The 26,074-nt window shown below is 32.1% G+C and carries 29 protein-coding genes and 1 tRNA gene; 16 read left to right on the top strand and 14 right to left on the bottom strand.

The window, feature by feature from the left end:
- Window positions 1–5: 5 nt before the first annotated feature.
- From ACW9XH_RS03150 to ACW9XH_RS03135, 4 genes are read left to right on the top strand one after another with little or no spacing between them, the layout of a single operon-like run.
- Complete coding sequence (locus ACW9XH_RS03150; protein WP_457759189.1) at window positions 6–881, top strand: ribose-phosphate diphosphokinase; 876 nt, start codon at window positions 6–8, stop codon at window positions 879–881.
- 2 nt (window positions 882–883) lie between these two features.
- Window positions 884–1,831 carry a TRM11 family SAM-dependent methyltransferase gene (locus ACW9XH_RS03145; RefSeq protein ID WP_457759188.1) on the top strand — a complete coding sequence of 316 codons (948 nt, stop codon included), beginning with the start codon at window positions 884–886 and terminating at the stop codon, window positions 1,829–1,831.
- Window positions 1,828–2,727 (top strand): ribonuclease Z, encoded by a 900-nt coding sequence (rnz, locus tag ACW9XH_RS03140; RefSeq protein WP_457759187.1) that lies wholly within the window; start codon window positions 1,828–1,830, stop codon window positions 2,725–2,727. Before ACW9XH_RS03145 ends, rnz begins: the two co-directional genes overlap by 4 nt.
- Before the next feature lies 1 nt (window position 2,728).
- Entirely contained in the window at window positions 2,729–3,448 is a 720-nt protein-coding gene (locus ACW9XH_RS03135) for an SIR2 family NAD-dependent protein deacylase (RefSeq protein ID WP_457759186.1), read from the top strand.
- A gap of 1 nt (window position 3,449) precedes the next feature.
- Here ACW9XH_RS03135 and ACW9XH_RS03130 read toward each other — a convergent pair whose 3' ends face one another.
- The 3 genes from ACW9XH_RS03130 to ACW9XH_RS03120 all read right to left on the bottom strand — a co-directional run bounded on the left by ACW9XH_RS03130 (window position 3,450) and on the right by ACW9XH_RS03120 (window position 5,215).
- Window positions 3,450–4,184 carry a hypothetical protein gene (locus ACW9XH_RS03130; protein WP_457759308.1) on the bottom strand — a complete coding sequence of 245 codons (735 nt, stop codon included), beginning with the start codon at window positions 4,182–4,184 and terminating at the stop codon, window positions 3,450–3,452.
- A gap of 90 nt (window positions 4,185–4,274) precedes the next feature.
- Window positions 4,275–4,667 carry an RNA-binding domain-containing protein gene (locus ACW9XH_RS03125; RefSeq protein WP_457759307.1) on the bottom strand — a complete coding sequence of 131 codons (393 nt, stop codon included), beginning with the start codon at window positions 4,665–4,667 and terminating at the stop codon, window positions 4,275–4,277.
- A complete protein-coding gene (locus ACW9XH_RS03120) occupies window positions 4,664–5,215 on the bottom strand; it encodes an AAA family ATPase (protein ID WP_457759185.1) in 552 nt (183 codons plus the stop codon). Before ACW9XH_RS03120 ends, ACW9XH_RS03125 begins: the two co-directional genes overlap by 4 nt.
- Before the next feature lie 69 nt (window positions 5,216–5,284).
- Between ACW9XH_RS03120 and thpR the strand changes: the two genes are divergently transcribed.
- The 3 genes from thpR to ACW9XH_RS03105 are packed head-to-tail and all read left to right on the top strand — an operon-like array spanning window position 5,285 to window position 7,891.
- Window positions 5,285–5,827, top strand: a complete 543-nt coding sequence (gene thpR / locus ACW9XH_RS03115; protein ID WP_457759306.1) for an RNA 2',3'-cyclic phosphodiesterase — start codon at window positions 5,285–5,287, stop codon at window positions 5,825–5,827.
- Window positions 5,824–7,155, top strand: coding sequence for a CCA tRNA nucleotidyltransferase (cca, locus tag ACW9XH_RS03110; RefSeq protein WP_457759184.1), 1,332 nt, complete (start codon window positions 5,824–5,826; stop codon window positions 7,153–7,155). Before thpR ends, cca begins: the two co-directional genes overlap by 4 nt.
- Window positions 7,130–7,891, top strand: a complete 762-nt coding sequence (locus tag ACW9XH_RS03105) for a serine/threonine protein kinase (protein WP_457759183.1) — start codon at window positions 7,130–7,132, stop codon at window positions 7,889–7,891. Before cca ends, ACW9XH_RS03105 begins: the two co-directional genes overlap by 26 nt.
- Here ACW9XH_RS03105 and ACW9XH_RS03100 read toward each other — a convergent pair.
- Window positions 7,892–7,965, bottom strand: a tRNA-Pro gene (locus tag ACW9XH_RS03100). It lies immediately after the preceding gene.
- Window positions 7,966–8,021: 56 nt separating this feature from the next.
- Here ACW9XH_RS03100 and ACW9XH_RS03095 point away from each other — a divergent pair.
- On the top strand, window positions 8,022–8,231 hold the full coding sequence (locus ACW9XH_RS03095; RefSeq protein WP_457759182.1) for a hypothetical protein: 210 nt from the start codon (window positions 8,022–8,024) through the stop codon (window positions 8,229–8,231).
- A gap of 1 nt (window position 8,232) precedes the next feature.
- Here the strand turns inward: ACW9XH_RS03095 and ACW9XH_RS03090 are convergent, their stop codons facing one another.
- The gene (locus ACW9XH_RS03090; RefSeq protein ID WP_457759181.1) at window positions 8,233–9,381 is read right to left on the bottom strand and encodes an NAD(P)/FAD-dependent oxidoreductase; all 1,149 of its coding nucleotides are present in this window, start codon (window positions 9,379–9,381) and stop codon (window positions 8,233–8,235) included.
- A 1-nt stretch (window position 9,382) separates the two neighbouring features.
- Window positions 9,383–10,123 carry an SDR family oxidoreductase gene (locus ACW9XH_RS03085; RefSeq protein ID WP_457759180.1) on the bottom strand — a complete coding sequence of 247 codons (741 nt, stop codon included), beginning with the start codon at window positions 10,121–10,123 and terminating at the stop codon, window positions 9,383–9,385.
- A gap of 108 nt (window positions 10,124–10,231) precedes the next feature.
- On the opposite strand from ACW9XH_RS03085, the gene ACW9XH_RS03080 reads away from it, so the two are divergent.
- Window positions 10,232–10,453 (top strand): AN1-type zinc finger domain-containing protein, encoded by a 222-nt coding sequence (locus ACW9XH_RS03080; RefSeq protein ID WP_457759179.1) that lies wholly within the window; start codon window positions 10,232–10,234, stop codon window positions 10,451–10,453.
- 2 nt (window positions 10,454–10,455) lie between these two features.
- On the opposite strand, the gene ACW9XH_RS03075 is transcribed toward ACW9XH_RS03080, so the two are convergent.
- Window positions 10,456–10,740 (bottom strand): hypothetical protein, encoded by a 285-nt coding sequence (locus ACW9XH_RS03075; RefSeq protein WP_457759178.1) that lies wholly within the window; start codon window positions 10,738–10,740, stop codon window positions 10,456–10,458.
- A gap of 31 nt (window positions 10,741–10,771) precedes the next feature.
- Window positions 10,772–11,329 carry a DNA replication complex subunit Gins51 gene (locus ACW9XH_RS03070; protein WP_457759177.1) on the bottom strand — a complete coding sequence of 186 codons (558 nt, stop codon included), beginning with the start codon at window positions 11,327–11,329 and terminating at the stop codon, window positions 10,772–10,774.
- A 53-nt stretch (window positions 11,330–11,382) separates the two neighbouring features.
- On the opposite strand from ACW9XH_RS03070, the gene glnA reads away from it, so the two are divergent.
- Window positions 11,383–12,843 (top strand): type I glutamate--ammonia ligase, encoded by a 1,461-nt coding sequence (gene glnA, locus ACW9XH_RS03065; protein WP_457759176.1) that lies wholly within the window; start codon window positions 11,383–11,385, stop codon window positions 12,841–12,843.
- Here the strand turns inward: glnA and ACW9XH_RS03060 are convergent.
- Together ACW9XH_RS03060 and thsB are read right to left on the bottom strand one after the other, a co-directional pair.
- On the bottom strand, window positions 12,840–13,118 hold the full coding sequence (locus tag ACW9XH_RS03060; protein WP_457759175.1) for a hypothetical protein: 279 nt from the start codon (window positions 13,116–13,118) through the stop codon (window positions 12,840–12,842). The two genes, glnA and ACW9XH_RS03060, sit on opposite strands and share 4 nt — an antisense overlap.
- Before the next feature lie 54 nt (window positions 13,119–13,172).
- Window positions 13,173–14,870 (bottom strand): thermosome subunit beta, encoded by a 1,698-nt coding sequence (gene thsB, locus ACW9XH_RS03055; RefSeq protein WP_457759174.1) that lies wholly within the window; start codon window positions 14,868–14,870, stop codon window positions 13,173–13,175.
- A gap of 103 nt (window positions 14,871–14,973) precedes the next feature.
- On the opposite strand from thsB, the gene ACW9XH_RS03050 reads away from it, so the two are divergent.
- Window positions 14,974–16,296, top strand: a complete 1,323-nt coding sequence (locus tag ACW9XH_RS03050; RefSeq protein ID WP_457759173.1) for a serine hydroxymethyltransferase — start codon at window positions 14,974–14,976, stop codon at window positions 16,294–16,296.
- Window positions 16,297–16,301: 5 nt separating this feature from the next.
- On the opposite strand, the gene ACW9XH_RS03045 is transcribed toward ACW9XH_RS03050, so the two are convergent.
- Together ACW9XH_RS03045 and ACW9XH_RS03040 are read right to left on the bottom strand one after the other, a co-directional pair.
- Window positions 16,302–19,676 carry a DNA polymerase II large subunit gene (locus tag ACW9XH_RS03045; RefSeq protein WP_457759172.1) on the bottom strand — a complete coding sequence of 1,125 codons (3,375 nt, stop codon included), beginning with the start codon at window positions 19,674–19,676 and terminating at the stop codon, window positions 16,302–16,304.
- 13 nt (window positions 19,677–19,689) lie between these two features.
- A complete protein-coding gene (locus ACW9XH_RS03040) occupies window positions 19,690–20,439 on the bottom strand; it encodes a phosphoglycerol geranylgeranyltransferase (protein WP_457759171.1) in 750 nt (249 codons plus the stop codon).
- A 64-nt stretch (window positions 20,440–20,503) separates the two neighbouring features.
- Between ACW9XH_RS03040 and ACW9XH_RS03035 the strand changes: the two genes are divergently transcribed.
- From ACW9XH_RS03035 to ACW9XH_RS03025, 3 genes are all read left to right on the top strand, one after another.
- A complete protein-coding gene (locus ACW9XH_RS03035; RefSeq protein ID WP_457759170.1) occupies window positions 20,504–20,866 on the top strand; it encodes a hypothetical protein in 363 nt (120 codons plus the stop codon).
- A gap of 127 nt (window positions 20,867–20,993) precedes the next feature.
- A complete protein-coding gene (locus ACW9XH_RS03030; RefSeq protein ID WP_457759169.1) occupies window positions 20,994–21,596 on the top strand; it encodes a winged helix DNA-binding protein in 603 nt (200 codons plus the stop codon).
- A 134-nt stretch (window positions 21,597–21,730) separates the two neighbouring features.
- Window positions 21,731–21,892, top strand: a complete 162-nt coding sequence (locus tag ACW9XH_RS03025; RefSeq protein WP_014966078.1) for an AbrB/MazE/SpoVT family DNA-binding domain-containing protein — start codon at window positions 21,731–21,733, stop codon at window positions 21,890–21,892.
- 4 nt (window positions 21,893–21,896) lie between these two features.
- Here ACW9XH_RS03025 and ACW9XH_RS03020 read toward each other — a convergent pair whose 3' ends face one another.
- Window positions 21,897–22,283 (bottom strand): hypothetical protein, encoded by a 387-nt coding sequence (locus tag ACW9XH_RS03020; RefSeq protein ID WP_457759168.1) that lies wholly within the window; start codon window positions 22,281–22,283, stop codon window positions 21,897–21,899.
- 490 nt (window positions 22,284–22,773) lie between these two features.
- Between ACW9XH_RS03020 and ACW9XH_RS03015 the strand changes: the two genes are divergently transcribed.
- Window positions 22,774–23,976 (top strand): Cdc6/Cdc18 family protein, encoded by a 1,203-nt coding sequence (locus ACW9XH_RS03015; protein ID WP_457759167.1) that lies wholly within the window; start codon window positions 22,774–22,776, stop codon window positions 23,974–23,976.
- Here ACW9XH_RS03015 and ACW9XH_RS03010 read toward each other — a convergent pair.
- Window positions 23,953–25,398 carry a DNA-directed DNA polymerase II small subunit gene (locus ACW9XH_RS03010; protein WP_457759166.1) on the bottom strand — a complete coding sequence of 482 codons (1,446 nt, stop codon included), beginning with the start codon at window positions 25,396–25,398 and terminating at the stop codon, window positions 23,953–23,955. The genes ACW9XH_RS03015 and ACW9XH_RS03010 overlap by 24 nt on opposite strands.
- Window positions 25,399–25,546: 148 nt before the next feature.
- Between ACW9XH_RS03010 and ACW9XH_RS03005 the strand changes: the two genes are divergently transcribed.
- On the top strand, window positions 25,547–26,014 hold the full coding sequence (locus ACW9XH_RS03005; protein WP_457759305.1) for a stage II sporulation protein M: 468 nt from the start codon (window positions 25,547–25,549) through the stop codon (window positions 26,012–26,014).
- Window positions 26,015–26,074 lie beyond the last annotated feature (60 nt).

Raw genomic sequence — 26,074 nt, 5'->3', positions numbered from 1 at the left:
TCTTGTTGAATAAATTATCAGTAATTGCAGGCAAATCTTCCGAAGATCTAGCAAAAAAGCTATCTAAAAGAATAAAGGCAGATTTTGTAAAATCAGAAATTAGAATTTTTGCCGATGGTGAGAGTAAAATAACACTCAATGGAAAAATATCTAAAAAAAAATCTATTGTCGTGCAATCAATTTACCCTCCAGTTGATACAAATCTAATTCAGGCATTATCACTTATTTCAAAAGCTAGAGAGATATCATCTGAAGTAGTTGCCGTAATTCCGTATATGGGATATGCAAGACAAGATCGAGAATTTTTACCAGGAGAAATTGTTACTATGAAAGTACTTGGAAAATTATTCAAAGGTGCTGGTGCATCAACAATTATAGCTGTTGATATTCACAGCATGATTGGTTTCAAGCATTTTACAATAAAAACAAAAAATGTATCTGCAATTCCAGAATTGGTACAATATATCAAGAAATTGAGCCTGAAAAATCCTTTAGTAGTCTCCCCAGATCAAGGAGGAAAAGATAGAGCAAAAGAATTTGCAAAAGAATTAGGCTCAGAATACATTGCTTTAGAAAAAATAAGAGACAGAAAAACAGGTAAAGTTCAGATTAAAACAAAAAACTTAGATGAAGTTGCAAACAGAGATTTGATTTTAGTTGATGATATGATTAGTACTGGAGGTAGTATTGTGAAAGCTACTCAATTTCTTAAAAAACAAAAATGCAAAAAAATCTATGTTGCATGTACACATGCACTTTTAATGAATGGTGCTGAAAAAGAAATCAAAAAAGCAGGTGTTACAAAAATTATTAGTTCAAATACAATTCCAGGTAAAACATCTATTGTAGATATTTCTGACACTATTGCAAAGGCAATTTAATTATGCCAGAAAGTTTTTTTGTTTTATCTAAAGATTATCTGGAACTTGCAACGGATGAAATTACAGCTATAGCAAAAATGTATGATAGGTTTTCTAAAATCACAGTAATTTCCAATTTGGTAATCGTTCAATCTAAAACAAATGTAAATGAAATAGCAAAACGTGCTACATTTGTAAAAACCTCGGGACAAATTTTAAGAAAAATGTCGGGGCTATTTTTAGATGAAGAAAATGTCGGAGTTTTAAAAAATGCAAAAAGTTTTGTTTGCAGAGTGATTAATTTGTCATCAAATCAATTCAATGTTCCAGAATTAGAGAGTTCTATGGGAGACATGATATCAAAATTTTCTCATGCAAAAGTAAACTTAGAAAATCCAGACATTACAGTATATCTGATTTTTACAAATAATGAAAACTTTTTTGGGTTCTCAAAACGATCTAAAGAACAAATAAGACCAAAAAAGATCAAAAAATACCCTCATGAATTAGATTGGAAATTAACCAGAGTAATGATAAATTTGATTGGAATGAAAAAAGGAGAGACTGTATGCGATCCATTTTGTGGAACAGGTACTACACTACTTGAAGCAGAGTCAATGGGAATTCATGGAATTGGATTAGATTTTGATGAAAAAATGTGTGAAATTGCTAAAAAAAATCTCAAGGTAAATAATTATCATTCAGAAGTTTTGAATTCTGAATTTCATGGATTAACAAAAATATCTGATAAATTTGATGGAATTGTAACGGATTTACCATATGGAACGGCATCCAAAACATCAGAAAAACCTCAAGAAATATTGAAGAAATTTTTCTCAATGCTACCTAAACGAAAAAAAGTGGCAATTATGTACAAAAAAGAAATGGATTTCAACTCAAAATTAAATGGATTAAAAAAATACCATATCTATAGGCATAAAAGCTTGACAAGAACAATTCTGATAAAATGAAACTTGTATTCTTGGGTACTTCTGCGGCCCAACCCACTGAAAATAGAGGATTGTCATGTATTTGCCTAGAAAGAAATGGTGAGATCTTAATGTTTGATGCAGGTGAAGCTGCCCAAATATCATTTATGAAATCAGGTTTAGGTTGGAATAAAAAAATGAAGTTGTTTGTTACACATATGCATGGAGATCATTGTATAGGAATTTTAGGATTATTACAAACCATGTCAATGCAAAATAGGACTGAAACTTTAGAAATTTTTGGTCCAAATGGAATTGAAGAATTTATTGCAGCAAATATCAAAGTTCTAAATTTTGGATTATCTTTTCCTGTTTTAATAACTAGAATCAAAGAAGGAAAAGTGTTTGAGAATGAAAAATTTTCCATTCATGTGTGTAAAGCAAATCATTCAGTGATTGCTTTCTCATATTTGTTTGAAGAAAAAGACAAACCTGGACGATTTAATCTAGATAAAGCTAAACAATTAGGAATTCCTGAAGGAAAACTATGGAGTGATTTGCAAAAAGGCAAAGATATTACAATTAACAATAGAACAATAAAACCGAATCAAGTGTTAGGAGAAAAACGTCCAGGCAAAAAAATTGGAATTTCTGGTGATACAATGCCAACTTTAGAATTAGAAAAATTTTTTGAAAATTGTGATTATCTAGTATTTGATTCAACATTTTTAGATGAAGAAAAAGATAGAGCACAGGATACATGTCATTCTACTGCAAAACAAGCTGCAACATTAGGAAAAAATGCTAAAGTGAAAAATTTAGTTTTGACACATTTTTCAGCTAGATACAAAGATGAAGAAGGACATTTGAAAGAAGCTAAAGAAATTCATGATTCGGTAATTACTGCAAAAGATCTCCTAGAGATAGAAATTAAATGAAATGTTTGAATCAATTAGTGGGCAAATAAAAAATTATAAAAAAATTGTTTTTGTAACGGGAGCTGGAATTTCACAAGAAAGTGGAATTCCAACATTTAGAGGAAATGATGGATTATGGAGAAATTATGATTCAATGAAACTCGCCACTATTGATGCATTTTATGAGAATCCTAAACTGGTGTGGGAGTGGTATAATGAGAGAAGGAAAAATATTTTCCAGGCACAAGCAAATTTAGGTCATAAGGCAATTGCAGAACTTGAAAAATATGCTCAAGTTACGGTTCTGACACAAAATATTGACGGATTACACAAGAAAGCTGGAAGTTCAAATGTTTTAGAATTGCATGGAAGTATTGTAAAGATCAGATGTTCAGTTTGTGATTACAATGAAGAAATTTTGACTGAAATTTCTGTTTTTCCACCTCTTTGTAAATGTGGGAATATACTAAGGCCAGATGTAGTATGGTTTGGAGAATTATTACCGCAAGATGTATGGCAAAACGCTATTGAATTTGCAAGTCAATGTGATTTAATGATAATAGTAGGAACATCACTTGTAGTTTCACCAGCAAATACACTTCCACTATATGCAAAACAAAATAATGCAATATTGATTGAAATTAATCCAGAAAAAACTGAAATGTCAGAAGAAATGGATGAAAATATTAGAAATACAAGTGTAGAAACTCTACCAAAATTAATTTCATTATTTAAAAATTAAACTATGGTTGTGAAAAGATACCGTTAATTTTAGTATCTGAATAATCTCCTGGATTGAAAACTGATGAAGTAACTGTTCCATAATCTTCATGTTCTACAATCATATCTACATAATATGGAACTCCTGTTGCATCATTTACATTGGTATCAAATTTTGAAGTAAAGAAAGTTCCAGAAAAAATTTCCTTGTCAGCAGTTCTAATTATTACATTAACACTTTTTGTTTTTCCACTTGTATCAACATATTGAAGTAGAATATTATCATCTGATTGTTGTTTAGTAGACAAAGAAAGTGTATCAGATGGAATTTGAACAGTATTTTGTGTTGAAACATTGTTAATTGATGATTGACTAGTTAATGATTGACTAGAATCAGAATTTGAACTATCAGTGAAAATATTTTGGATTGATTCTATTGGATTAAAATTTAAAATTTCCTCTTTGATAGTTTTTTGAGATGATTCTTTTACATCAGAGATTTCATCTGATATTTTATCCCCAGCATCAGTTATTCCATCAGATATAGATTCGCCTGTTTTATCTACGATTTTGTCTATGGATGAATCGATCCTTTGTTCTACTGAATCAGAAGCCTTAGAACCAAAAATACCAATATCATTTTTTAGAGAATCAAGTACAGTTGCTGAAGTTGTAGGAAATAGATTATCAATTTCATTTGAAAATATCATCCCTCCCAAGATTATAATTCCTGCAATTATGCCTAGCTTGATGAGCATCATAGAGTAATTCTAAAAAAAAGATTTTAGATTCAAACTGAAAAAAATAGTCAAAAATGAGTGAATTTTCTTAGCTAATTTTCAACTATTTTAGTAAGAAATCCAATCAATTATTCCATCAATGTTTGATGAATTCAGGATTACCTTAATTGGTCCAAGAGGGGATTCTTCTGCTTCATCACATATTGCAACTTGATCTACAAAAGCTGCTTGTTTATTTAGAAAAAACCAAGTAATGTTTCCTTCTAAATTATTTTCTAAATTGCGTGTATAGCTTTTTTGAGATTGTGTGGATATAATTGATTCATAAATTTTTTCTAAAGATCTTAATTCATTTGATTGTGCTTTAATTGAAAAATTTTCATTTTTAATAGATGAATATGGAAATATATTAGAAATTGCTTGTATAATTTTATCAGGATCTTCCGATAAGTTTACTGGACAAATCATTTCAATTTTACAATTAATGTTTGGAATTTTCATTCTAACCATTTTTGAATAATTTTAAAAGTTTCTTCAATTAATTCTTCTTTTGTTTTCCCAACATTGGATATTGCATTATCAGAAAGTGCAATAGAGTTACTCACACCAACTCCCAATTCACGGTTATCTCTCTCCTCAAAATGTTGTTTTGTCTGAGGATCATCTGATCTTCCCCTTTTTTGTAAAAAATCAAATCTAGTATCGGTAGAAGCATGAACTGCTAATAATTTCACTATACCATATTTTTTTAGTACTTGAATTTCATCATTAGATCTAACTCCATCAATCAAAATTACATTTGAAGTCGAAGATTCAATTTGTGGTTTAACTAACTCAGCTATAGCACCGGGACCATTTTTTTCTCTTAACTCAAGCATTAATTTTCCTAAATTTTCTCTAGTGGATTCTAAATTTCTTTTTTTAGCTTCTTCTCTGACAGTATTTCCCATATTGATTATTTCATAGCCTTTGGATTGTAATCCTTCTGCAATGGTAGACTTGCCCGCTCCAGGCATTCCAGTTAAACATACAATTAGTTTTGTCAACATATATCAAAAAAAAGGCTCGTCTATGAAGCTACCGGAAATTATTATAAACATACTTCAAAAAATATTATGATGCGTGCTTTTGTAGCTATTGAAATTACAAATAATGACATAATTAATTCAATTAAAAAATTTCAAAAAGAAATCAATATTGATGCTAAACCTGTAGAATTGGCAAATATGCATTTTACTTTACAATTTTTGGGGGAAATTTCAGATGAAATTGCTCAGAAAGTTAGTCAGTCTCTTAAAACAATCGAATTTTCAAGTTTTGATGTTAATTTAAAGGAAATTGGAGCATTTCCTAAACCTAAGTTTCCAAGAGTAGTTTGGATTGGAACAGATGAAATTGGAGGAAATATGTTAATTCAACTATCCAAAAAAGTGGAAAAAGTATTAGAGCCACTAGGATTTTTTTTAGATAAACCATTCAAACCTCATATCACAGTATTTAGAATTAAAAAGAAGATTGGAGATATATCAGGAGAATTGAAAAATTATAAAATGACAAATTTTGGAATTCAAAAGATATCAAATATTAAATTGAAAAAAAGCGTGCTTACTACGAGTGGACCAATTTATTCAGATTTGGTGGAGGTTAATGCAAAAAAATGAATCCAATAATTTCCAAAATCTCTAAAACTGCAATACCTTCAAAAATAATAGAAAAATCAAAGAAGCAAATTGCAGAAACAGCTTTTAGCTTAGTTGAAAAAGAAATTGAAAAATATTCAGAAGTTGTAGGATTAGAATTTGGAGGATCATTTGCTAAAGGAACTTGGTTAAGTAAGGATGCAGATGTGGACATATTCATTAAATTTAAAAAAAATGTATCTGAAGAAAAATTTGAAAATATTTCTAAAAAAATTGGATTTGATTCATTGAAAAAATATTCTCCCTATGTTAGATATTCTCAACATCCATATGTTGAGGCTAAAATCAAAAATACCAAGATCAATGTAGTACCGTGTTATGATGTAAAGATCAGAGAATGGAAAAGTGCTGCAGATAGATCACCATTTCATACAAAATTTATGGAAAAATCATTAACACCAAAAATGAGAAACGAAGTACGAGTTTTGAAAATATTTTTAAAATCAAATGGAATTTATGGCGCAGAAATAGCAAAACAAGGATTCAGTGGGTATATTTCAGAAGTTTTAATTTTAGAATTTGGAAGTTTTGAAAATCTAATAAAATCAATTTCAAAAATTAATGAAAATCAAATTATTGGAAAAACAACTAAAAAATTTGATACATCAATTGTAGTAATTGATCCTATAGACAGTAATCGAAATCTAGCTGCTGCTATCTCTAATGAAAACATTGGAAAATTTATTCTTATTTCAAGAGCATTTAAAGAAAAACCAAGTTTAGGATTTTTTAAGATTAGAAAATCAAAACCAACAAATAAATTTTGGAATAATTTATTGGTTGTAAAATTTAATTTCAGAGCCAGAAGTCCAGATATGATCTGGGGGCAAATTAAAAGAGCAACTTCAACATTGTCCACTCAGTTAGAATTAGGAGGTTTTAATGTACTGAGAAGCAAATCTCATACAGATCAACAAAAAGAAGCCTATCTTTTGTTCTTTTTAGAGTCTATCAAAATTAATGAAATCTATTCTAAAAATGGACCTGAATTTTTTAGAGAAGATAGCACTCATAGTTTCATTGCTAAAAATCTTAAAAATGCAGAATTACTATGGGTGGGAAATAATAAAAAAATAATTTCCTTAGAGAAAAGAAATCATACTGATGCAGTGAATTTTATGAAAGAATTTTTAAAGAAAAATCTTCAAGTAGGCATACCAAAAGGTCTTCAAAGTGATTTTAAACAAGGATTCAAGATATTTGTAGGAAACAAAAATCTAAGCAAATCAATTAAAGAGGAAGCAGCTGAATTGATTTCGATAGATGGCACACTCCTTCATTTCAATTAAGAAATTTTTAGAAGAACCATATTCAAACATTATAGGATATCCAAATGCAACCAATCGTCAAATTAAATCAAGAATAAATGAATTAGAAAAATTAAAAATTAAATCAATTTCTTTGACAGGTCCTACTACACTTGGAAATTTAGCAATTTTGGGAAAAGGATACACTGGTGTTGTAGTAATTGCAAAAAAAGGCAACATAGAAGTTGCCTTAAAAATTAGAAGAACTGATTCTCCAAGAAAGGATATGAAAAATGAAGCAGTGTTGTTGAAATTAGTCAATTCAGTTAAAGTAGGCCCAAAAATGATTGATGTTAGTAAAAATTTCTTAATTATGGAATATCTTGAAGGAGAAAAATTCAGTAATTGGATTGAGATGTTAAAGGGAGTTGGAAGTGCAAAAAAATTAAAATTAACAATAAAAAGTGTATTAGAAGATTGTTATAGATTAGATCAATTGGGATTTGATCATGGTGAATTAAGTAATATTTCAAAACATGTTATCGTAGGAAAAATAAAATCTTCACTAATAGATTTTGAAAGTTCAAGTACAAAGAGAAGACCATCTAATGTTACATCAATTACTCAAGCCTTTTTCATTGGATCTGGAATTTCCAAAAAGGTTCAAAAAATTTATAAAAATTCATCCAAAGAAAAAATTATTGGAGCACTAAAATCATACAAACAAGAAAAATCACAAGAAAATTTTGAAAAATTACTCAAAATTTTAAAATTATAATGGGACCGGCAGGATTTGAACCTGCGACCACTAGTCCCCCAGACTAGTATCATACCAAGCTAGACTACGATCCCTCGCATCATAGGCACAAAATGAAATTATTAAATCGTCCTATTGGTAAACAGAATTAATGAAACTTTGTAATATTTGTCATAAAATTTCTGCTACAGATCAAGATCATCTTGATTGTGTTCAAAGAAGAAGCATAGAAACAGAAGCTGAGGATTTTAAAAATAACATTCCAGAAAAACTCAATCTCTCAAAAAATACTCAAGAAATTGATGTGGGAGTTAAAGCAATTTTAGAACATCTTTCAAAAAATAAAGATTTAGATGAATAAACTAAAACCATTTTGATAGTCTTTCTTTTTCAAATTCTATTTTTTTAGAAAGATTGTCAGAAGTTGACTCTGTAAGATTTGTCAAAGGTTTAGATTGTGAAAACATGTCAACCTCAATTACAGATGCAGTGTCTCTTCCAGATTCAATAAAACATCCACCTTTTCCATCAAATAGTGCAGATTCTTCTTTAGATTGAATTTTTGCAATAATATTTTGTGCTACTGTAATACCTTCTCCTTCTGCAAAAATTCCGGCTTTTGGAACTGTCATTTTTTCTACAACTGTTAAACTAGTCACATCACCTACTGCAAAGACATTTTCAATTGGCGTTTTACAATCTCTATCTATTGGGATAAATCCAGATTCTTTAGCTAATCCAGAATCATAAATAATTTGGGGAGCAATATGTGGTGGAATGGCTAAAAGTAAATCAAAATCAGCTACACTATCTTCAAAAATTAATTTTTTAGATTCAACAGATTTTATTTTACATGAATTATGAAAAACAATTTGTTCAGAATTTACTAGTTCAAGAATTTGTTTACTAACTTCAGGTCCAGCAGCTGGTAAAGTAATAGGAGCAGGACTATAGAAATCGATTTGCACAGAATCACGCACTCCCCTTTTTCTTAGCATGGAATCTATCAATAGACTAGCCTCAAATGGTGCTGGAGGACATTTGTAAGGCATTCCCATTATAGATATTGCAATTTTTCCAGACTCTATACTCTCAAGTTTTTCATGGATTTTTAAAAGTTGATTATGATCATAAAGATTAAATCCGTTTTGTTCTAATCCAGGAATTTTTTGAGGAGCTAATACTGCACCCATTGAAATAATTAGAAAATCAAATGAAATTTCTTTAGTTTTTGTTTTTACATTTTTGTCTTCAAAATTAATTGATAAAATTTCATCTTTGATGAAATCAATATCTTTTTTTTGTAATTCATTTAGTGATCCAGTTGAATTTTCAAAAGTTCGAGTTCCATTCATGATCCATAATTTTGCAAATCCTACCATAAACCAGTCTTTTTTATCAATTACAGTGATTTTTACTTGAGATGAGGACAATGTGTTTCTTAATTCATTTGCAGCTGAGAGTCCACCAAATCCTCCTCCCAAAATTACAACATGTGGAATGTCTGTCAACTTAAAGTGCTTGAGTTGTAGGTCGTATTAAAATCTCATTTACATTTACGTGTGATGGAGAATCGACTGCATACAAAATTGCATTTGCAATATCTTCTGCTTGTAAAGATTCCATCTTCTTTACATTTTCAACAAATCCTTGTAAGGATTCATCTGTAATTGTATCAGTAAGTTCTGTTGCAACAACTCCTGGTTCAATACTAGTTACTCTAATGTTAGAACGAACGCTAAATTCTTGTCTTAATCCTTCACTAAATGCTGCAACTGCATATTTTGTTGCACAATAAACACTACCGCCTGCAAAAACAACTCTTCCTGCCACAGATGAAAGATTAACTATATGTCCCGATTTTTTTTCTTTCATATGTGAAATTACGGCGCCTGTAGAATACAATACGCCTTTAATATTCACATCAATCATTTTATCCCATTCATCAACTTTGAGGCTTTTGAATAAACTCAAAGGCATCAACCCTGCATTATTTACAAGAATATCAATAGAGCCCCATTTTTCTAAAACTGCTTTAGCAAAATTTTCACATTCAGATCTTTGTGTTACGTCTAATTTTTGATAAAATACTTCTCCACCATCAGATGTAATTTTTTTTGCAAGTTCTTCTAATCTGTCAACTCTTCTAGCACCTATGGCAACTTTTGCACCTGCTTTTGACAAAGCTAAAGCAGTAGCAAATCCTATCCCACTGCTAGCTCCAGTAATTATTGCAACTTTGTCTTTAATCATTTAATCTTCAAGCAAGCTATGATTGAACATCGTAAAAATGTTTAGGCATTGAGAAATTTCAAGAGAAGTTTTAACACCTTTATTAAAAGAAAAATAGTATTACAAATTATGCAGTCAGAAAAATGTGCTTATTGTGGAGATTTAACCGATTTACCATTTCAATGCAATTATTGTAAAGATCCTTTTTGTGCAGAACACAGACTTCCTGAAGAACATAGATGTGTTAAACTTAGTCTGATTAGAGCTAAAAGATTTGGGGAGAGAAAAGTTATTCGTGATGGTGGACGTAATAAACCAAATATTTTGAAACGAATTTTTAAAAGATTTTAAAATTAATACGGACTTTTATCAGGAGAAATTTTTGCTCTTCTTCCTTGATAAATTAATGCAATAGCAAGTGCAAACATCACCATTGCAGTCAATGGAAAATTTTGCGGTGCTGGTAAAATGAACCAATAATAAACTCCAAAACCAATAGACACGATTGCTTGTGTCCATAATTTTATCCATTTTGGTATTTTTACTAATCTACTGATAACTTCTACTAGAAAAATTCCAATTACAGGATAAATTGTGTAAAAAAGAAAATCAACCACATCAACACCTGTATGAGACATGTTTTATGATCATAAAAGGTATAATTTCTATCTAGTCTTCCAAATGAACCTTAGTTGCTATGTTTTTAGCAATTAAAGCCTGAGCATTCTCATATGGAATTGTAGCTATATCTTCAGTCTTAAAAGGGCCATATCTCTCAAGATCCGCACCTACAATTTCATCCACTTCATGAAGAAATCGAATTACAATTTTTTTTGTTTTATGGTTTTGAGCCAATGATTCTAGAAATTTTGATTTTCCATTGATTGTTGCAGATACAATCATTTCTGTTCTTTCTTTCTGATCCTCCTGTGAATCAAGAATAAATTTTTCTTCATCTAGCAGATGGCTTATTTCTAAATCAGAAGATTTTGAAATTTTATCTAGTCTGATTTCTATTAATAATGACGTTAATTCTGTAACCATTTCTACCATAGTATTTTTTATTTTATTTTCTACACCATCAAATTCTTGTTTTTGTAAATTTCCAATAAAACCAGCTAGGTTTCTGTAAAAGTTTGGATCAATTTCGGAAATTGAGTCATTTTCAATTTCATGTAAAACTGTATGATGTAAAGAATTGATATCAATTGGATTTGATTCTGACATTTCTTACCTAATCCTTAAATGACTGATGTATTTGTGTTTGATTGAAGAAGATATTGCCATATAAAGTCAGCCACGGTAAAGCCATCCAAGTAACATATTCACCTGATGAAGTTTTTGCAAGAATTCAGCACGAAGGTATTCAATTTATCGATCTTCAATTTACAGGTCTTACAGGTCATTTTCATCATACTACAATTTCTGCAAATACCTTTACTCCAGAACAAATGAGAGACGGATTACCAAAATTAGATGGTTCATCAATTGTTGGATTTACTACAATAGATGATTCTGATTTACTTTTAAAACCTGATCCAAATACATTTGCAATTATTCCTTGGATGACTGAAAACAAAACAGCTAGAATGCTATGTGATGTTTATTGGGGAGAAGATAGAGGACGATTATCAAGAGATCCGAGAGGAATTTCTCAAAAAGCTGAAGAATATCTCAAAACTCAGGGTTTCGATAACAGTGCTTGGGGTCCAGAAGTTGAATTCTTTGTATTTGATAAAGTACATTGGGATGTCTTAACACCATACAAAGGTCAATCCTATTCAATAGAATCTAAGGAAGCTCCATGGAGTCAATCAGGTGATGGATATCCTATGGGATTACAAGAAGGATACTATCCTAGTACTCCATCAGATACTCTAACACCATATAGAAATGAATGTGTAAATATTCTCAATAATAATTTTGGAATCTTATGTGATAACCATCATCACGAAGTAGCAACAGCAGGGCAATGTGAAATCGATATCAAATATGATTACATGACAAATGCTGCAGATGCTGCACAATCTTACAAATATGTAATTAAAAATGTCGCGCAAAAATATGGAAAAGTGGCAACAATGATGCCAAAACCAATTGCTATGGATTCAGGTTCTGGTATGCATGTTAACGTTAGTTTATGGAAAGGAAAAGAAAATGTATTTTATGATCCAGATGACGAAATAGAATTAAGTCAACTTGGAAGATACTTTTGTGGCGGCATAATTAATCATGCAAAAGCACTTTCTGCAATTTGTAATCCTACAACTAACTCATATCATAGATTAGTTCCAGGATATGAAGCTCCTGCATATATTGCATGGAGTTCTGGAAATCGTTCTGCCATCGTAAGGGTTCCAAAACATCTCAAGGGAAAAAAATATTCATATCTAAAAAGACTGGAATTTAGAGCTCCAGATCCTTCTTCAAACCCTTATCTAGTATTTGCAGCTGTTACAGCAGCTGGAATGGATGGAATTAAGAAAAAAATGGATCCTGGAGAACAAGTTCGTGACGATATATTCAAAATGACAAAATCAGATAGAGCTAAAAGAGGAATTGGCGTTCTTCCAAAAAGCCTCGGTGAAGCATTAGATGAGCTAGAAAGTGATAGAAAATTCCTCAATCCTATTTACACTAATGACGTTGTTGACAAGATTATAGAATTAGAAAGAAGAGATCAACGTGAAATAGCAATTAGACCACACCCACATGAATTTTATCTATATTTTGATGTTTAAGCTCTTCCAGTAAATTGAAAAATATAGTACAATGAAATAGCCATTAAAGCAAATCCACTTCCTAGAAATATTGTTCTTTTACTTTCAGATGTTGCAGCTCTATATAGTAAAACTCCACCTGCAAGACCTACAAACAATACTAACACCCCACTAATCACTCCATCAAAACTACTGTTAGTGATAAGTGGATGAAAAAGTCCTGCAAGTAATGCAAAAAATGCAACTAAGTAAATGTATTTGAATCCGGTAAGCGCTTTAGATGTTGTTTTATTCAATATTTTTCGTAAATAGATTTAGCAATTAAAGGTTTGAAAAAATTTCAAAATAATTTACATCATTCCGCCCATATCAGGCATGCCGCCCATTCCAGGCATGCCGCCCATACCACCCATACCAGGTGGCATTCCACCTTCTCCACCAGGAGGTCCACCTGCAGATTTTTGAGTAGCAATAACATCATCGATTCTAAGAATCATACATGCGGCTTCTGCAGCTGCTGAAACAATTTGAAGTTTAACTGCAAGCGGTTCAATAATATCACTTGATTTCATATTTGCAATTTTTCCTTTCATTACATCAATTCCGGTCCATTTTTCTCCTTTCTGTTGTTTAGAACGTAAAACTGTAAGAGTGTCAATTGGATCCATTCCTGCATTTTCAGCAAGTGTGATTGGAATTTCTTCTAAAGCATCAGCAAATTTTTCTGCTGCAAGTTGTTCTCTTCCTTCTAAAGATTTAGACCAACTTCTAATTTTTGTTGCTGCATATGTTTCAGGGGCACCGCCACCTGCAACAATTTGAGGTTTTAAAATTACATCTTTTACAACCATTAATGCATCATGAACAGAACGCTCTACTTCATCTACTACTCTTTGTGAACCTGCACGAAGAAGTAATGTTACTGATTTTGGATGTTTGCATCCTTCAACAAATACCCATTTGTCATCTTCAATTTTTCTTTCTTCGACAATTTCAGCAGAACCAAGATCTTTTTCAAAAAGATCATCAAGATTTGTAACTATTCTAGCACCTGTTGCTTTTGCAAGTTTAGTAAGATCACTTTCTTTAATTCTTCTAACAGCAATAATTCCAGCTTTTGCAAGATAGTGTTGAGCCATGTCATCTAATCCTTTTTGACATAAGACTACATTTGCTCCTGAACCAATCACTTTGTCAACCATTGTTTTTAGCATTCTGTTTTCTTCATCTAAAAATGATTTTAGTTGTTGAGGATTTGAAATATTTATTTTAGAATCAGTTTCAGTTTTATTAATTTCTAATGCAGTGTTAATTAATGCAATTTTTGCATCAGTAATTGATCTAGGCATACCACCGTGAACAATTTCTTTATCAAGAACAATGCCTTGAATAATAGTTGAGTCTTTAATAGAACCGCCTGCTTTCTTTTCAACTTTAATGTCATCAATGTCAACTTCAAAAGATTCACCATCTTTTTCTGCAACAGCAAGAACAGATTTTACAATAATGTCTGCAAGTAGATCAGAATCTTTTCTAACTAGTTTAGTTTGCATTGAAGTTTTTGCAATTTTATTCAGAATAGTTTTATCATTTGCTGTAATTGTATCTGCAATTTCTTCAAGGTATTCTTTTGCTTTTCTTGCAGCCTTTCTATATCCATCTACAATGATTGTTGGATGAACATCTTGGTCAATTAGTGATTCAGCTTGTGAAAGTAAAGCGCCTGCCAATATAACAGCAGAAGTTGTACCGTCTCCAACTTCATTATCTGTGGTTTTTGAGATTTCAACTAGCATTTTTGCTGCTGGATGTTGTACATCAATTTCTTTTAGAATGGTAGCACCATCATTTGTAATTGTAACGTCACCTAATGAGTCAACTAGCATTTTATCCATGCCTCTTGGTCCAAGGCTAGTATGAACAATTTCAGCGATAATTTTTGCTGCTGCAATGTTATTCTTTTGGGCTTCACGTCCTTTAGTTTCAGTGCCGCCTTCTTTTAGCAAAACAACTGGCATAGTGCCTTTTGAAGTTGCCTGCATTCCCATAGATGCCAAAACTCCTAATTCCCCTTTTATACCTTCCAGATCAAGATCGTTGATTTTGAAATGGCATCGGTGTTTTTAAATTGGGAAAATCAAGATGGAAAATATGGTAAAATCCCAGAATAAGGAAGCTTATGATAAAATTTTTACAAGTTTAAAAGAACATCATAAATGGTTTGAAAACTCAATTCCGTTAATTGCAAGTGAAAATATTCCTAGTCCAGCAGTCAGGGAAGCAATAATTTCTGATTTTGGAAATAGGTATGCAGAAGGATGGCCTGGGGAAAGAGTCTATGCTGGTTGTACCTACATTGACGAGGTAGAGTTTGAATGTATGAAATTAGCTAAAAAATTATACAAAGCAAAATTTGCTGATGTTAGACCAATTTCAGGAGTTGTTGCAAACTTGGCAATTTATTCTGCATTTACAAATCCTGGAGACATTATGTTGGCACCATCAATTCCAGCAGGTGGACATATCTCGCATGGTAAAAAAGAACATTCTGGAACCGCGGGATTAGTTCATGGATTGGAAATAGAATTCTATCCATTTGATGCCGAAGAGATGACAATTGATATAGATAAAACTAAACAAAAAGTTAAAGATCTTAAAAAAGAAAATCGTCTTCCAAAGATGGCAATGTTTGGTGGATCATTGTTCTTGTTTCCTCATCCTGTCAAAGAATTATCAGATTTTCTAAAAAGTCATGATATGCATATCAATTATGATGCAGCTCATGTTGCAGGATTAATTGCCGGTGGAAAATTCCAGGATCCTTTACGTGAAGGAGCAGATACAATGACTATGAGTACTCACAAGACTTTGTTTGGTCCTCAAGGAGGACTTGTACTAGGTTCAGAAGAACACGAAGAAGTTATCAAAAAAGCAACTTTCCCTGGTCTTACTAGTAGTCATCATATTCATCATATGGCTGGAAAAGCAGTTGCATTTGCTGAAGCCCTAGAGTTTGGAAAAGATTATGCAGTTCAAGTAATTAAAAATGCCAAAATATTTGCAGAAGCCCTGAATGATATGGGTTTCAAAGTATTAGGTGAAAAAAGAGGCTTTACTCAATCACATCAAATTGCAGTTAATGTTTTAGATTATTCTGATGGCGGAAAAGTAGAAGCTGATTTAGAAAAAGCAAACATCATAGTTAACAGACAACTAATTCCAGGTGACATCAAAGCTGGAAGAAACTATTTCCATCCTGGTGGAATAAGATTAGGAGTTTCTGAAATTACACGATTAGGAATGAAAAAGAATGAAATGCAAGAAATTGCTTCCTACATAAAACAAGTCGTAATCGATAAAAAAGATCCAAAGAAAATACTTTCAAAAGTCAAAACATTCAGAAAGAACTATCAAAAAGTTAAATTTTGTTTTGATAACAAACTGGGTGCTTACGAATACGTCAAATTAAGATAGATTTGCTAATAATCTGTAAGTAAAGATTGATCACCTCTACTCTTTCCAAATACCAATTCAATTTCATCTGACAAGGCATGGATTCTTCCTCTTTGATATTCACCAACATCGTATTTTTCAACAAGTCTTTTTGCAAGTTTTAGATATTTTTCTACAGAACCTCTTGTAATTGTAGCAATTAGCTTATGTCCACAAAGACAAGTCTGAATTAAAGGCATACGGCGAAATGATTTTCCACATGCTGTACATCTGAAACTTTGTCTTGCATAAGCTCTGAGATTTCCCATCAAATCTGGAACTAAATGTGTTGAAATTACATTTGAAACAATTTCTGATGTATTTACTGCGTCAATCAGTTCTGCATTTTTAACTTGCATATCAAATTTGTCAAGCATAGAACCAAGTGTAGAATACGCACTTCTTGATTTTGATGTAGTAAGAGATGATGTTGAATGTGTAAAGTAATAATCATAGAATTGTCTTTCAGTTTCGAGACGTGATTTGATAATTTCTATTGAAGATACATCTGATGCCTTAATTTGTTTGAATGTAGATTCAAAGAATTCCAGAGGAAAAATTTTTGTGACTTCAAGATTATGTGCTTGAGGTTGGGATTCATGAGGTAAAACGTGAGGTTGAATAAGTAATGGTGCGTCCATCAAGCCACCAATTCTATCAGAAAGAAATTGTCTGGAAAAATTTAGAAGACTATCCATTAGAAGCATTACTGAATCAGCATCCCCATCAGCATCTCTTCTTTTAGCAGAATGCCAATTTGGAGTTGCAAAACAAACATGAGTTTCAGTATATCCTATTATTCGTCCTACAATTCCTACAGAAGTGTGTGGAGCTAAACCAATGATTAGATGTCCAATTAATTCCTCAGAATTTTTTACATTATAAAATGAAGATTTACCGTAGAATTTTTCTAAAAGAACGTCGATGTATTTGCATGTAGAAACTAGATATTTTCCACTTTCATATGGAATTATTACATCTTGCATACGAATTTCAACAATTTGATCTACAGATTCAAGTGCCTTACCATCAATGTCATGAGAATATCCAAGAGATTTTAGTTTCTCAATGGATGTTCCAATCCACGATGGTTTGAATTGTGTTATTGGAGAATTTGTTGCATCAAACCTGATTGTTCCATCTTTGAAAGTTGTTAATCCAAAATTTTGCCTTGCAAGTCCCTTTTCAAGAGGTTCGGCAATTTTATCTTGATTGATTAATTCCTTTAATCCTTTGAATGGTTCTTTTGCTCGAATTCCCATCTTTTCTTGTGCTAAAAGTAATCTATTTTTTAGTGGAAATGCCTGGTGAGAATGAGCCGGAGCTTTGCGCTTACATTTTTCACAAAATGGTTCTTTGAGAGTATCTCTGCAATTAGAACATCTGTAAGTAATTGTGCTCTTTGTACCACAAATCGAGCATTTTATACTAATTGAGGGCTGGCTGCAAGTAAAACAAAATCTATTGTAAAGATTTGCAAAAAAATGCTCGGTTCTGGATGCTTTAAGAAGATCTCGTGTTGGTCCACCTTTCTCACCAATGGGAAATAACACATGGGTTGGTGGTTTCATTTGTCTAGGAGCTGCTTTTTCAGGTCTTCCTATTCTAACTCCAACACTTGTTGAAAATTTATTATTTATTTGAATTCCAGATGATTCTGTCAAAATTTTTGGTACAGATAAATCAGTAATTGTTGGTTTTTTTCTAAACAATAAATTAAAGAAAATTTTTGCCTCTTGATGTTCTAAGATTAATGTTTCATTTTCAACTTTATGAGGTGTTCCCAAGTTTTCAAGTATCTTCTTTACTTGAATTGAATATTCAATTGACGTTTCATTGATTTTTTTTGGTTCTAAAAGTTTGAGAAGATCTTCAGATGAAATTTTATCCCAGAAATACAAATAATGTGGATGAAATGGAATTTTAAAATCAAGGGAAATTTTTAGTGCTTCATCAATTGTAGGCATTCTGTTTAAAAATTGATTTAGATATTGATCATTTGGATCATATTTTTGAATTTTTTCTTTTAATTCTTCTATCCAAAATTCTTCGACATATGCAGAGGGTACTAGTTGAGCATTATTTTCAAGGAAATCTCCAAATGAAATTAAAATATCTCCAAGATGTAGAATTTTTTCTATTTCATTTTTAATTTCTAATCCATGTTTAACATCTCTAATTTTTACAACATTCCCATTATTCAGACGAACTGTTGGAGTATCAATTGAATCAACAAAGGCTACTGTTGCTCCTTTTCCAGGGATATCAATTTTGATTTGAGTTCCTACTGCTACTGTATGATCAAGAATTTCAGCAATAACTGGATGTATCCCTACTGCTGCAAAGCCTGTATTACATGCTCTTCCATATCTTAAACGAAATCCACCTAGTTTGTTAGGCATGGACAAAACGGATCTGCCAGTGATTACTTCACGCATCCTCTTAGCAGCTGCATCTTCTTGGTTATCGCCAGTTTGAACAGCTCCTTTCAGATCATTGAGCCATTCCCATCCATCTAGATTGTATAATTCAATTCTCTTGAGGAGTTTTTTTGATCTTCCAATCAGTCCATCATTTAAGACACGTAAAGCGCCTCCTCTGACTCGGTCAGTCTTGATTCTAACCATGCCTTTGTGGTTGACTACCTCGTATGGATCTGTATCAACTCCTGCTAATTCTACAGGAAGATTAGAAATGACATGTTCAATATCCTCATCTAAAATATGAAATTGAAAACTACTTGCTTCTCTTTCATAGATTCGCAATTCCTCAACAAATCTACCTGTTTCATCATCAAATGAATTGGCTTGAAATTTTGACAAACCTGCTATTTTTCTAACATGATCTGCAATTAACAAAGTAACTGCAGACTCTGTTCCCCCTGCTGAACGCATTGGTCCTGCAATTGAAACAGAAAGATATTCAGTGCCATCTTTGTTTTTCTTTATTTTTACTTCACTGATTCCTTGTAATGGTGCAATGGTAACCCCTTCAGTAATAATTGCCAATCCTACACGTACTGCAAGATCTAATTTATCCTCCAAAGTAGCATCCGGAAGACAATATTTGCCCAGAGCAATTTCTTTTGCTAAAATTAATGCTGAAAGTTCTTTTCCGTTAATTTTTAAAATTTCTCTTAAAGGATCAGCAATATCAATTTCGTGCATTTTTGCAACTCTATCTGCCAAGTCAAAAGCAATTTTTGGCTCAATAATGCCTGAAGAATCCACTAAAGTAGATTTTGCTAATGCCGCATGTTCAAATATTTTGTATGTCTCGTTTGAAAGGCCAGTATAGTAATCCAGATAATAATCTGGCATTTTGATACCACTAATTCGAGAGATTGCATCATTTTCAGACATAACAGTCTCTCTACTAGCTTCTTTGAATTGCTTTTGTTATTTCTTCGAGTTTTTTGATACTTCCACCTTTTTCAAGGAAGGTTCCAATAACTAAGGCGTCTGCTCCGGCTTTAGCCAAACTTTCAGCAGTTTTTACATCCTTAATGCCTCCACCTACTATCAAAAATCCATTAAATGCATGTCTGACAGTTTTTACCATTTCAGGAGTTACATGGGTTTTTGCACCAGATCCTGCCTCCAAGTAAACAAATCTCATACCTAGGAATTGAGCAGCAAGAGAGTATGCTGCAGCAATTTTTGGTTTTTCAAATGGAATTCCTCTTGCTGAACCGACAAACCACGCTGATGTTCCATCTCCTATGACCAAATAGGCAGTTGGGAGTGGTTCTAATCCAAATTTCAGAACACTTGGAGCACCTAAAGCTTGTGCCTGAGTGATAAAATATGGATTTTCAGAATTCATTAATGAACTAAATAATATTGCATCTGCATCAGGGACAACACCTGTAACATTACCTGGAAATAAAATAATTGGAATTTTTAGACCTTTTTTGATGCCTTTGACAACTTGAGACATTTCAATTTGATCAGTTGCTGATGAACCTCCAACTAGAATTGCTGAGGCTCCGATCTTTTCAACATCTTTTGCAAGTTTACTTGATGCCTCTAAATTGGATACTTCTGAATCAATTAACACGAATAGTAATGTATTTTTCTTTTTTAATTCTGATTTTAGGAATGATTCAACTTTGTTTCCAGCCATAGAATGGGTTCGTACATGTCTCTTTAAAGTTTAATTGGAATGGTGTATACAGATTTGTATAGCTATGGACAAGTTAGAAGAATCTAATTTTAACAATATTATCCGTAAAATTATCAAAAAATCACTGTTTACAGAGCGACAAGTTGAAATTATTTTAAATCAGAAAGATCTTCTTGAATCTAATTTTCATATAAGTAAAGGTGCGTATTACAGGCAAGTTGGGCAATCTAGAGACAAATTAATTGGATTATTCTACTCAATCATACTTTTTCGTGGTTTAGGCATACTTTTGCCTGATGATATAGATGTGATATCAAAGCTTTCAGAGCAAATTAGTGTGATTAATGATAGTGATATTTTTCCTGAAAGAGAAGATGAAGTGATAAGTGTGATAGATAGGCTCATTCGTCAGGCATGTAATATGTGATGTATGTGATTGCCTAAAAATACATCAAACTAAATTACATGTGATAATGTGTGTGAGATTGTTAATCTAAAGTGTGAAATAATATTGTTCAATCACGATAAATCACGTACTAGGCATAGAAGTTGTGATGTTAGTAGAAATTCCTGAACCTGAAGTGATTTTAAGTGTGATTTTAGCATTTATTGTTGGTATTCTTGGATTGTATGCCTATTTCAAAGTACGTCCATTTCTTAAAACTAAAAGTGATGTATTTGATGCCTCACAAGCTGAACGTTTAGAATATTATGAAAGACAGTTAATTGATATGAAAATACGCCTAGATGCTTTAGAAATTCAAGGGATTGAGCAAAAAGTAGAGGATCCTAACCTGGAATTAAAACAATTTTTAGAAAAATTAGCAAAGAATGAAGTCCAAGAAAGACCAATTGAAGTTGTTGCTAAGGCTGAAATTGTACCTGAAAAGATAGATCCTACACCAATTATTCAAAATATTACGCCTACAAATCCAATTGATTATGTGTTGCATCTAATCACAACTAAAGCTATGACATCACGTGACATACAAATCACATTAAAGAAAAGTAGAGAGCATACTTCACGCCTGATGAAAAAGTTGTTTGAAGAAGGATATGTTCAAAGAAATACTGAATCAAAACCCTATACTTATTCAATTACCGAAAAAGGAATTGCAAAAGTAGAACAAAGTAATGATAACCTCTTAGTACAATAAGACATTTTTAGATTTTTTCAATAGTAATTTTATTGAATTTTTAATTAATTTAGACGTAAATGATTATGTTTTATAATAAAATTAAAATTAGATAATTTAATAAATTATATATATTATTAAATTATAGTAGTAATATGTCAGTTCAAGATAATGAGGTTTTAGTAAAAATTACTTCTGCTGGAACAATATCAATTCCAAAACAGTTTAGAAAGTATATGGATATTCAAAAAGGTGAATATGTTAAGGTAATTCTTGGAAAAGATAGATTATTGGTAAGAAAAGTAACTATTTCTTAATTGGTTATTGTTGTTTTTGTGCTATTTTGATGGATTGATATGTCCATTCTCGGCCTGTTCTGGTCCTATTTACCCTACCTTTTGTAGCAAATCGTGACAAGTATGTCGAAATAATACTAAGTTTCACAGGTTCGTTATATTCATCCTCATATTTTTCAAGAATATTTGTTGAGGTAAATTTGCCCACTGGGAAGAATTTATCAACAATATTCCAAATTTTGGAACCTATTGAATCCATGTTTGTTGGTTCTTGTTCTTCTTCAATATTCATCAAGTCCATCATTTCAAATATTTTGAGAATTTTATCTCTGGTAACATTACCTTCTAATTTGATGTCATATCGTGCACCATCAGAGTCTTCCATATCTATTCGAATACGTTTTTTAGCCATCTTTGAGATCTAATTGATCAGATGTTAACAGTTCAAATGATCCCAGAATATTTGTTAACTAAGTGGTTTGTTAACATTGACTGCCTAGCCTGTGCCTAGCCTGTTTTTTGTTATTAACAATAAATTTTCAAATTATACCATAAATTGGAATATTTCATGCCTGGAGTGGAAATAAAGGGGTAGATTTGAGATATTTACAATGTTAACATCCATCTTAACGCCTGGAATGGAAATAAAGGGGTTAAAATGGGCTTTTTTAGAGATTTCTTAACATCAAATTAACAACTCTGTTAACTCATACCTGATTTAGGATTAAACCCACACACCAATATTTCCACTCTATCTTTTTTTTTATTTTTTTTTAATAGAAAATCTAAAACTAACTAAAAATAATTAATTACAAACTAAACTACAACTACTATTCTATACTATACTCTCTTAATTCAGATGTAGTTGTGTTAGTGTTGAGAAGAAATGAAGGTGTGTGAGTATGTCTGATCCGATAGATGACTTGCTTAATGCAGCTGAATCTGGAAAATCAATAATTAAAAATCGAGATATTCTCCATTTTTCATACATTCCTGATATCATCCATCATAGAAAATCTGAACAAGAACAAGTTACCCAATCTCTCTTACCAATTTTAAAACAATCAAGACCATCAAATCTTTTAGTATATGGAAAACCTGGAACAGGCAAAACCTTAGTAGTAAAAAAGGTACTTTCTAAAATTCAAGAAAGGGTAGAGAAATCTAAATTTCCAATTAAATTGATTTATTCAAATTCAAAAGAAGAGACAACGTTATACGGATTATTAGTCAGTCTAGGCAGGCAATTAGACCTGAGTGAGAAAGAATTACCCACAACAGGACTTGCTATCAGTGAGGTCTTCAAGAGACTACTTGTCAAAATTGATGAGGGAAAACTAAACGCTATCTTTGTAATTGATGAAATTGATTATCTAGCCCAACTAGTAGCAAAAACAGGAAAGGATATTCTATACCAATTAACTAGAGCAAACGAGCGTCTCACTCAAGGCTCATTAACTTTGGTTGGAATCTCAAACGATCTAACATTCAAGGAAAAACTAGATCCCAGAGTAATTAGCAGTCTAGGAGAAGAGGAGGTTGTTTTCACCAATTATGATGTTGAACAAATTAAAAAAATACTAGAAGAAAGAATCCATGATTCATTTATTGAGAATTCGGTGGAGGAACCAGCTCTAAATCTTATTGCTGCACTTGCTGGAGGAGAACATGGAGATGCTCGACGAGCAATCGACTTGCTTCGGGTAGCAGGGGAACTTGCTGAACGACAACAATCAGATAAAGTTACGGCTGAGCATGTTAGGGAAGCCACTCAAAAAATGGAAGAAAATAAAGAAGAAAAATCTCTCAAATCCTTCCCACTTCACGAAAAACTGGTTCTTATTGCAATAATGAAGGCAAATGGTTCTTCCACTGGTGAGATCTACTCTTCCTACAAAAATCTCTGTAAAGCAGTTGGAAAAGATGAGCTTACTCAAAGAAGAATTACTCAGATGCTTAGTGAAATTGAATTATCTGGATTAATCTCTGGAAGACTTATCCATCAAGGAATTCATGGCAGGACGAAAAAATTCAAACTTACAATATCGTCTGAAATGATAAAAAAGACATTCAAAGATGATCTAACTTTGCAAGACATTGTCTAAGTTAGAACTATAGTTTTGATGGAAAACTTGGAAAGTTTTTAGATTGACAATTATAGCAATGCCTGGATTTGGAGTCATTCCTACACTAGCCTGAAAAGGTGTTTGTTTTTGCCAAGATCCGGAATTTATCAATAAAATTCCTTTGTACATGTCTAATTGGGCTCTATGAACATGGCCTACATGAAAGATATCTGGAATGTCTTGAATTACCAAAAGATCCTCCATTTCTGGCGCAATTGGTGTTTGACTACCATAAATTGGACTAAGATGTCTTGCTCTAAGGAGGTGTTTCATTACATTAGTAGGCCTATCATAACTAAGGCCTGGTGTAGTCTTTACAATATCATCTATACTTTGTCCATGAAACATTGATACAATAACTCCATTTAATGAGACTACGGCTGGATTGCCTACCATCATTACATTTTCTCTTTCCCATAAACCTGAATTGTATTTTTTAGGAATAGCTGGTTGCGGTAATGCCCTTCTACCAGGATCATGATTTCCTGGCATTATGATGACTTTGACATTTTTAGGAATTTTATCAATCAAATCCTCTGCTTTTTTTAATTGCTCTTGGATTGTCTGACATACTAATTCTTTATTCTGATTTGGATAAATTCCAACACCGTCTACCATATCTCCACCAATTAGGACAAATCGAATTTTTCTTGCAACCGGATCTGGACTAGATATCCACGATACAAAATCTGAAAATTCCTCTTCCATGAAATATTTACTTCCAATATGTAAATCGGAGAGAAATACTGCATATGCATCACTTTCTGACTTGTTTTTTGCTTGCTCTGGAATATCAGGTAAGATTAGATCCTTAATGATATATCCTGAGTTTTTAGCAGAACCTATTCTTGCCATGACAAATTGATCCATTAGTAAGGTTCCTGCAGTTTTTTGCAATTCTTCATCAAAAATTATGCCTTCAAACGAGCCTGAAGGATCCTCTAAAACTATCTTTGTAACATTTCTCTCAGAATTTCTAACAGTGACTAGTCCGCATACATACAAGTCATCATCAATTTTTGCATTTTTTAGAGATGCTGCAGATTTGAGAAGTTTTGATTCTGGTCTATCTGAAATGATTCGCTTAAGCTTGTTAAAACGACTTGAAAACAGGGCATTATACCCTTTGACCCCCTCTCCAGACGTAATTTTACCAGTCGGATCAGATAATATTTTGACTTCACTTTGTAATGATGAATCTTCTTTAATTCCAAGATATGTTTCAAGATCATCTTGATTAATTTGAAATAACTTTTGCCTAGTCTTTTCTCTTACTATTTCTTTAATTATCTTCTCTAATTTCTTAACATCCACATTTTCCAATATTTTAAAAGCATCAGGATGAATCTGAAATCCCTTGTTTAATGCATAGTTTAATGCAAAGGACAGTTCCCTTTTCATATCAAAAAATATCATTTGGTTTAATTAAATCTGCGCCTACACCAACCCTCAAATATTGTTCATGAGGTATGGCTATGTGAATAAAACTAGAATAATTACATTTTTTGTATTTCTTGGACTATTTGCCACTGCATATCAAATTGGGTCTATGTCTACTGTTAGTGAAGAAGAAGCCAATGCTTTCATGACAGAATTTGAAAATCTTATTTTAGATATTGATGCCTTTGGAATCTTCATTCATAATTTGACTATTTCACTTCCAATGTTTATTCCAGGTTTTGGCATAGCATGGGGTCTTTTCTCTGCCTGGTCTACTGGATTTGCTTTTGCCTCAATAGCACTAACGGCACCACAAATTGCTGAAATTCCTCCACTTTCAATTCTTTTCTTATCTCCATTTGGATTAATGGAATTAGTTGCATACTCTTTTGGAATTTCTAGAAGTTTTATTTTGATTAGAGCAGTAATTAAAAAAATTGATCTGGTTCCATTCATCAAACCAACACTAGTTGAAATTGGAATTGTAGTGGGTCTACTTTTTGCTGGAGGATATCTTGAATTCTACATGATTGAGTTAGCTCAACAAGAAGGACTAATGGATATGCCTGGATTCTAATTTTTAGGCTTAGCCACGAATTTGCCTATTCAGTCTAAAATAATTTAGTAGCAAATTATA

This window comes from Candidatus Nitrosopumilus sp. bin_32a (genome assembly GCF_054095935.1).
Note: the sequence above shows the minus strand (reverse complement) of the source record. Positions and strands in the feature narration are given on the sequence as shown.

Bases quoted from the DNA above. Each gene is read 5' to 3' on its own strand.
- thpR (WP_457759306.1), top strand. From the start codon at position 5,285: ATGCGTGCTTTTGTAGCTATTGAAATTACAAATAATGACATAATTAAT.
- ACW9XH_RS03130 (WP_457759308.1), bottom strand. From the start codon at position 4,184: ATGCTCATCAAGCTAGGCATAATTGCAGGAATTATAATCTTGGGAGGG.
- ACW9XH_RS03070 (WP_457759177.1), bottom strand. From the start codon at position 11,329: ATGTCAGAATCAAATCCAATTGATATCAATTCTTTACATCATACAGTT.
- ACW9XH_RS03145 (WP_457759188.1), top strand. From the start codon at position 884: ATGCCAGAAAGTTTTTTTGTTTTATCTAAAGATTATCTGGAACTTGCA.
- ACW9XH_RS03030 (WP_457759169.1), top strand. From the start codon at position 20,994: ATGTTAGTAGAAATTCCTGAACCTGAAGTGATTTTAAGTGTGATTTTA.
- ACW9XH_RS03035 (WP_457759170.1), top strand. From the start codon at position 20,504: ATGGACAAGTTAGAAGAATCTAATTTTAACAATATTATCCGTAAAATT.
- rnz (WP_457759187.1), top strand. From the start codon at position 1,828: ATGAAACTTGTATTCTTGGGTACTTCTGCGGCCCAACCCACTGAAAAT.
- ACW9XH_RS03010 (WP_457759166.1), bottom strand. From the start codon at position 25,398: ATGAAAAGGGAACTGTCCTTTGCATTAAACTATGCATTAAACAAGGGA.
- cca (WP_457759184.1), top strand. From the start codon at position 5,824: ATGAATCCAATAATTTCCAAAATCTCTAAAACTGCAATACCTTCAAAA.
- ACW9XH_RS03080 (WP_457759179.1), top strand. From the start codon at position 10,232: ATGCAGTCAGAAAAATGTGCTTATTGTGGAGATTTAACCGATTTACCA.
- ACW9XH_RS03095 (WP_457759182.1), top strand. From the start codon at position 8,022: ATGAAACTTTGTAATATTTGTCATAAAATTTCTGCTACAGATCAAGAT.
- ACW9XH_RS03040 (WP_457759171.1), bottom strand. From the start codon at position 20,439: ATGGCTGGAAACAAAGTTGAATCATTCCTAAAATCAGAATTAAAAAAG.
- ACW9XH_RS03125 (WP_457759307.1), bottom strand. From the start codon at position 4,667: ATGAAAATTCCAAACATTAATTGTAAAATTGAAATGATTTGTCCAGTA.
- ACW9XH_RS03085 (WP_457759180.1), bottom strand. From the start codon at position 10,123: ATGATTAAAGACAAAGTTGCAATAATTACTGGAGCTAGCAGTGGGATA.
- thsB (WP_457759174.1), bottom strand. From the start codon at position 14,870: ATGGGAATGCAGGCAACTTCAAAAGGCACTATGCCAGTTGTTTTGCTA.
- ACW9XH_RS03015 (WP_457759167.1), top strand. From the start codon at position 22,774: ATGTCTGATCCGATAGATGACTTGCTTAATGCAGCTGAATCTGGAAAA.
- ACW9XH_RS03050 (WP_457759173.1), top strand. From the start codon at position 14,974: ATGGTAAAATCCCAGAATAAGGAAGCTTATGATAAAATTTTTACAAGT.
- ACW9XH_RS03105 (WP_457759183.1), top strand. From the start codon at position 7,130: ATGGCACACTCCTTCATTTCAATTAAGAAATTTTTAGAAGAACCATAT.
- ACW9XH_RS03045 (WP_457759172.1), bottom strand. From the start codon at position 19,676: ATGTCTGAAAATGATGCAATCTCTCGAATTAGTGGTATCAAAATGCCA.
- ACW9XH_RS03120 (WP_457759185.1), bottom strand. From the start codon at position 5,215: ATGTTGACAAAACTAATTGTATGTTTAACTGGAATGCCTGGAGCGGGC.
- ACW9XH_RS03135 (WP_457759186.1), top strand. From the start codon at position 2,729: ATGTTTGAATCAATTAGTGGGCAAATAAAAAATTATAAAAAAATTGTT.
- ACW9XH_RS03025 (WP_014966078.1), top strand. From the start codon at position 21,731: ATGTCAGTTCAAGATAATGAGGTTTTAGTAAAAATTACTTCTGCTGGA.
- ACW9XH_RS03005 (WP_457759305.1), top strand. From the start codon at position 25,547: ATGTCTACTGTTAGTGAAGAAGAAGCCAATGCTTTCATGACAGAATTT.
- ACW9XH_RS03020 (WP_457759168.1), bottom strand. From the start codon at position 22,283: ATGGCTAAAAAACGTATTCGAATAGATATGGAAGACTCTGATGGTGCA.
- ACW9XH_RS03075 (WP_457759178.1), bottom strand. From the start codon at position 10,740: ATGTCTCATACAGGTGTTGATGTGGTTGATTTTCTTTTTTACACAATT.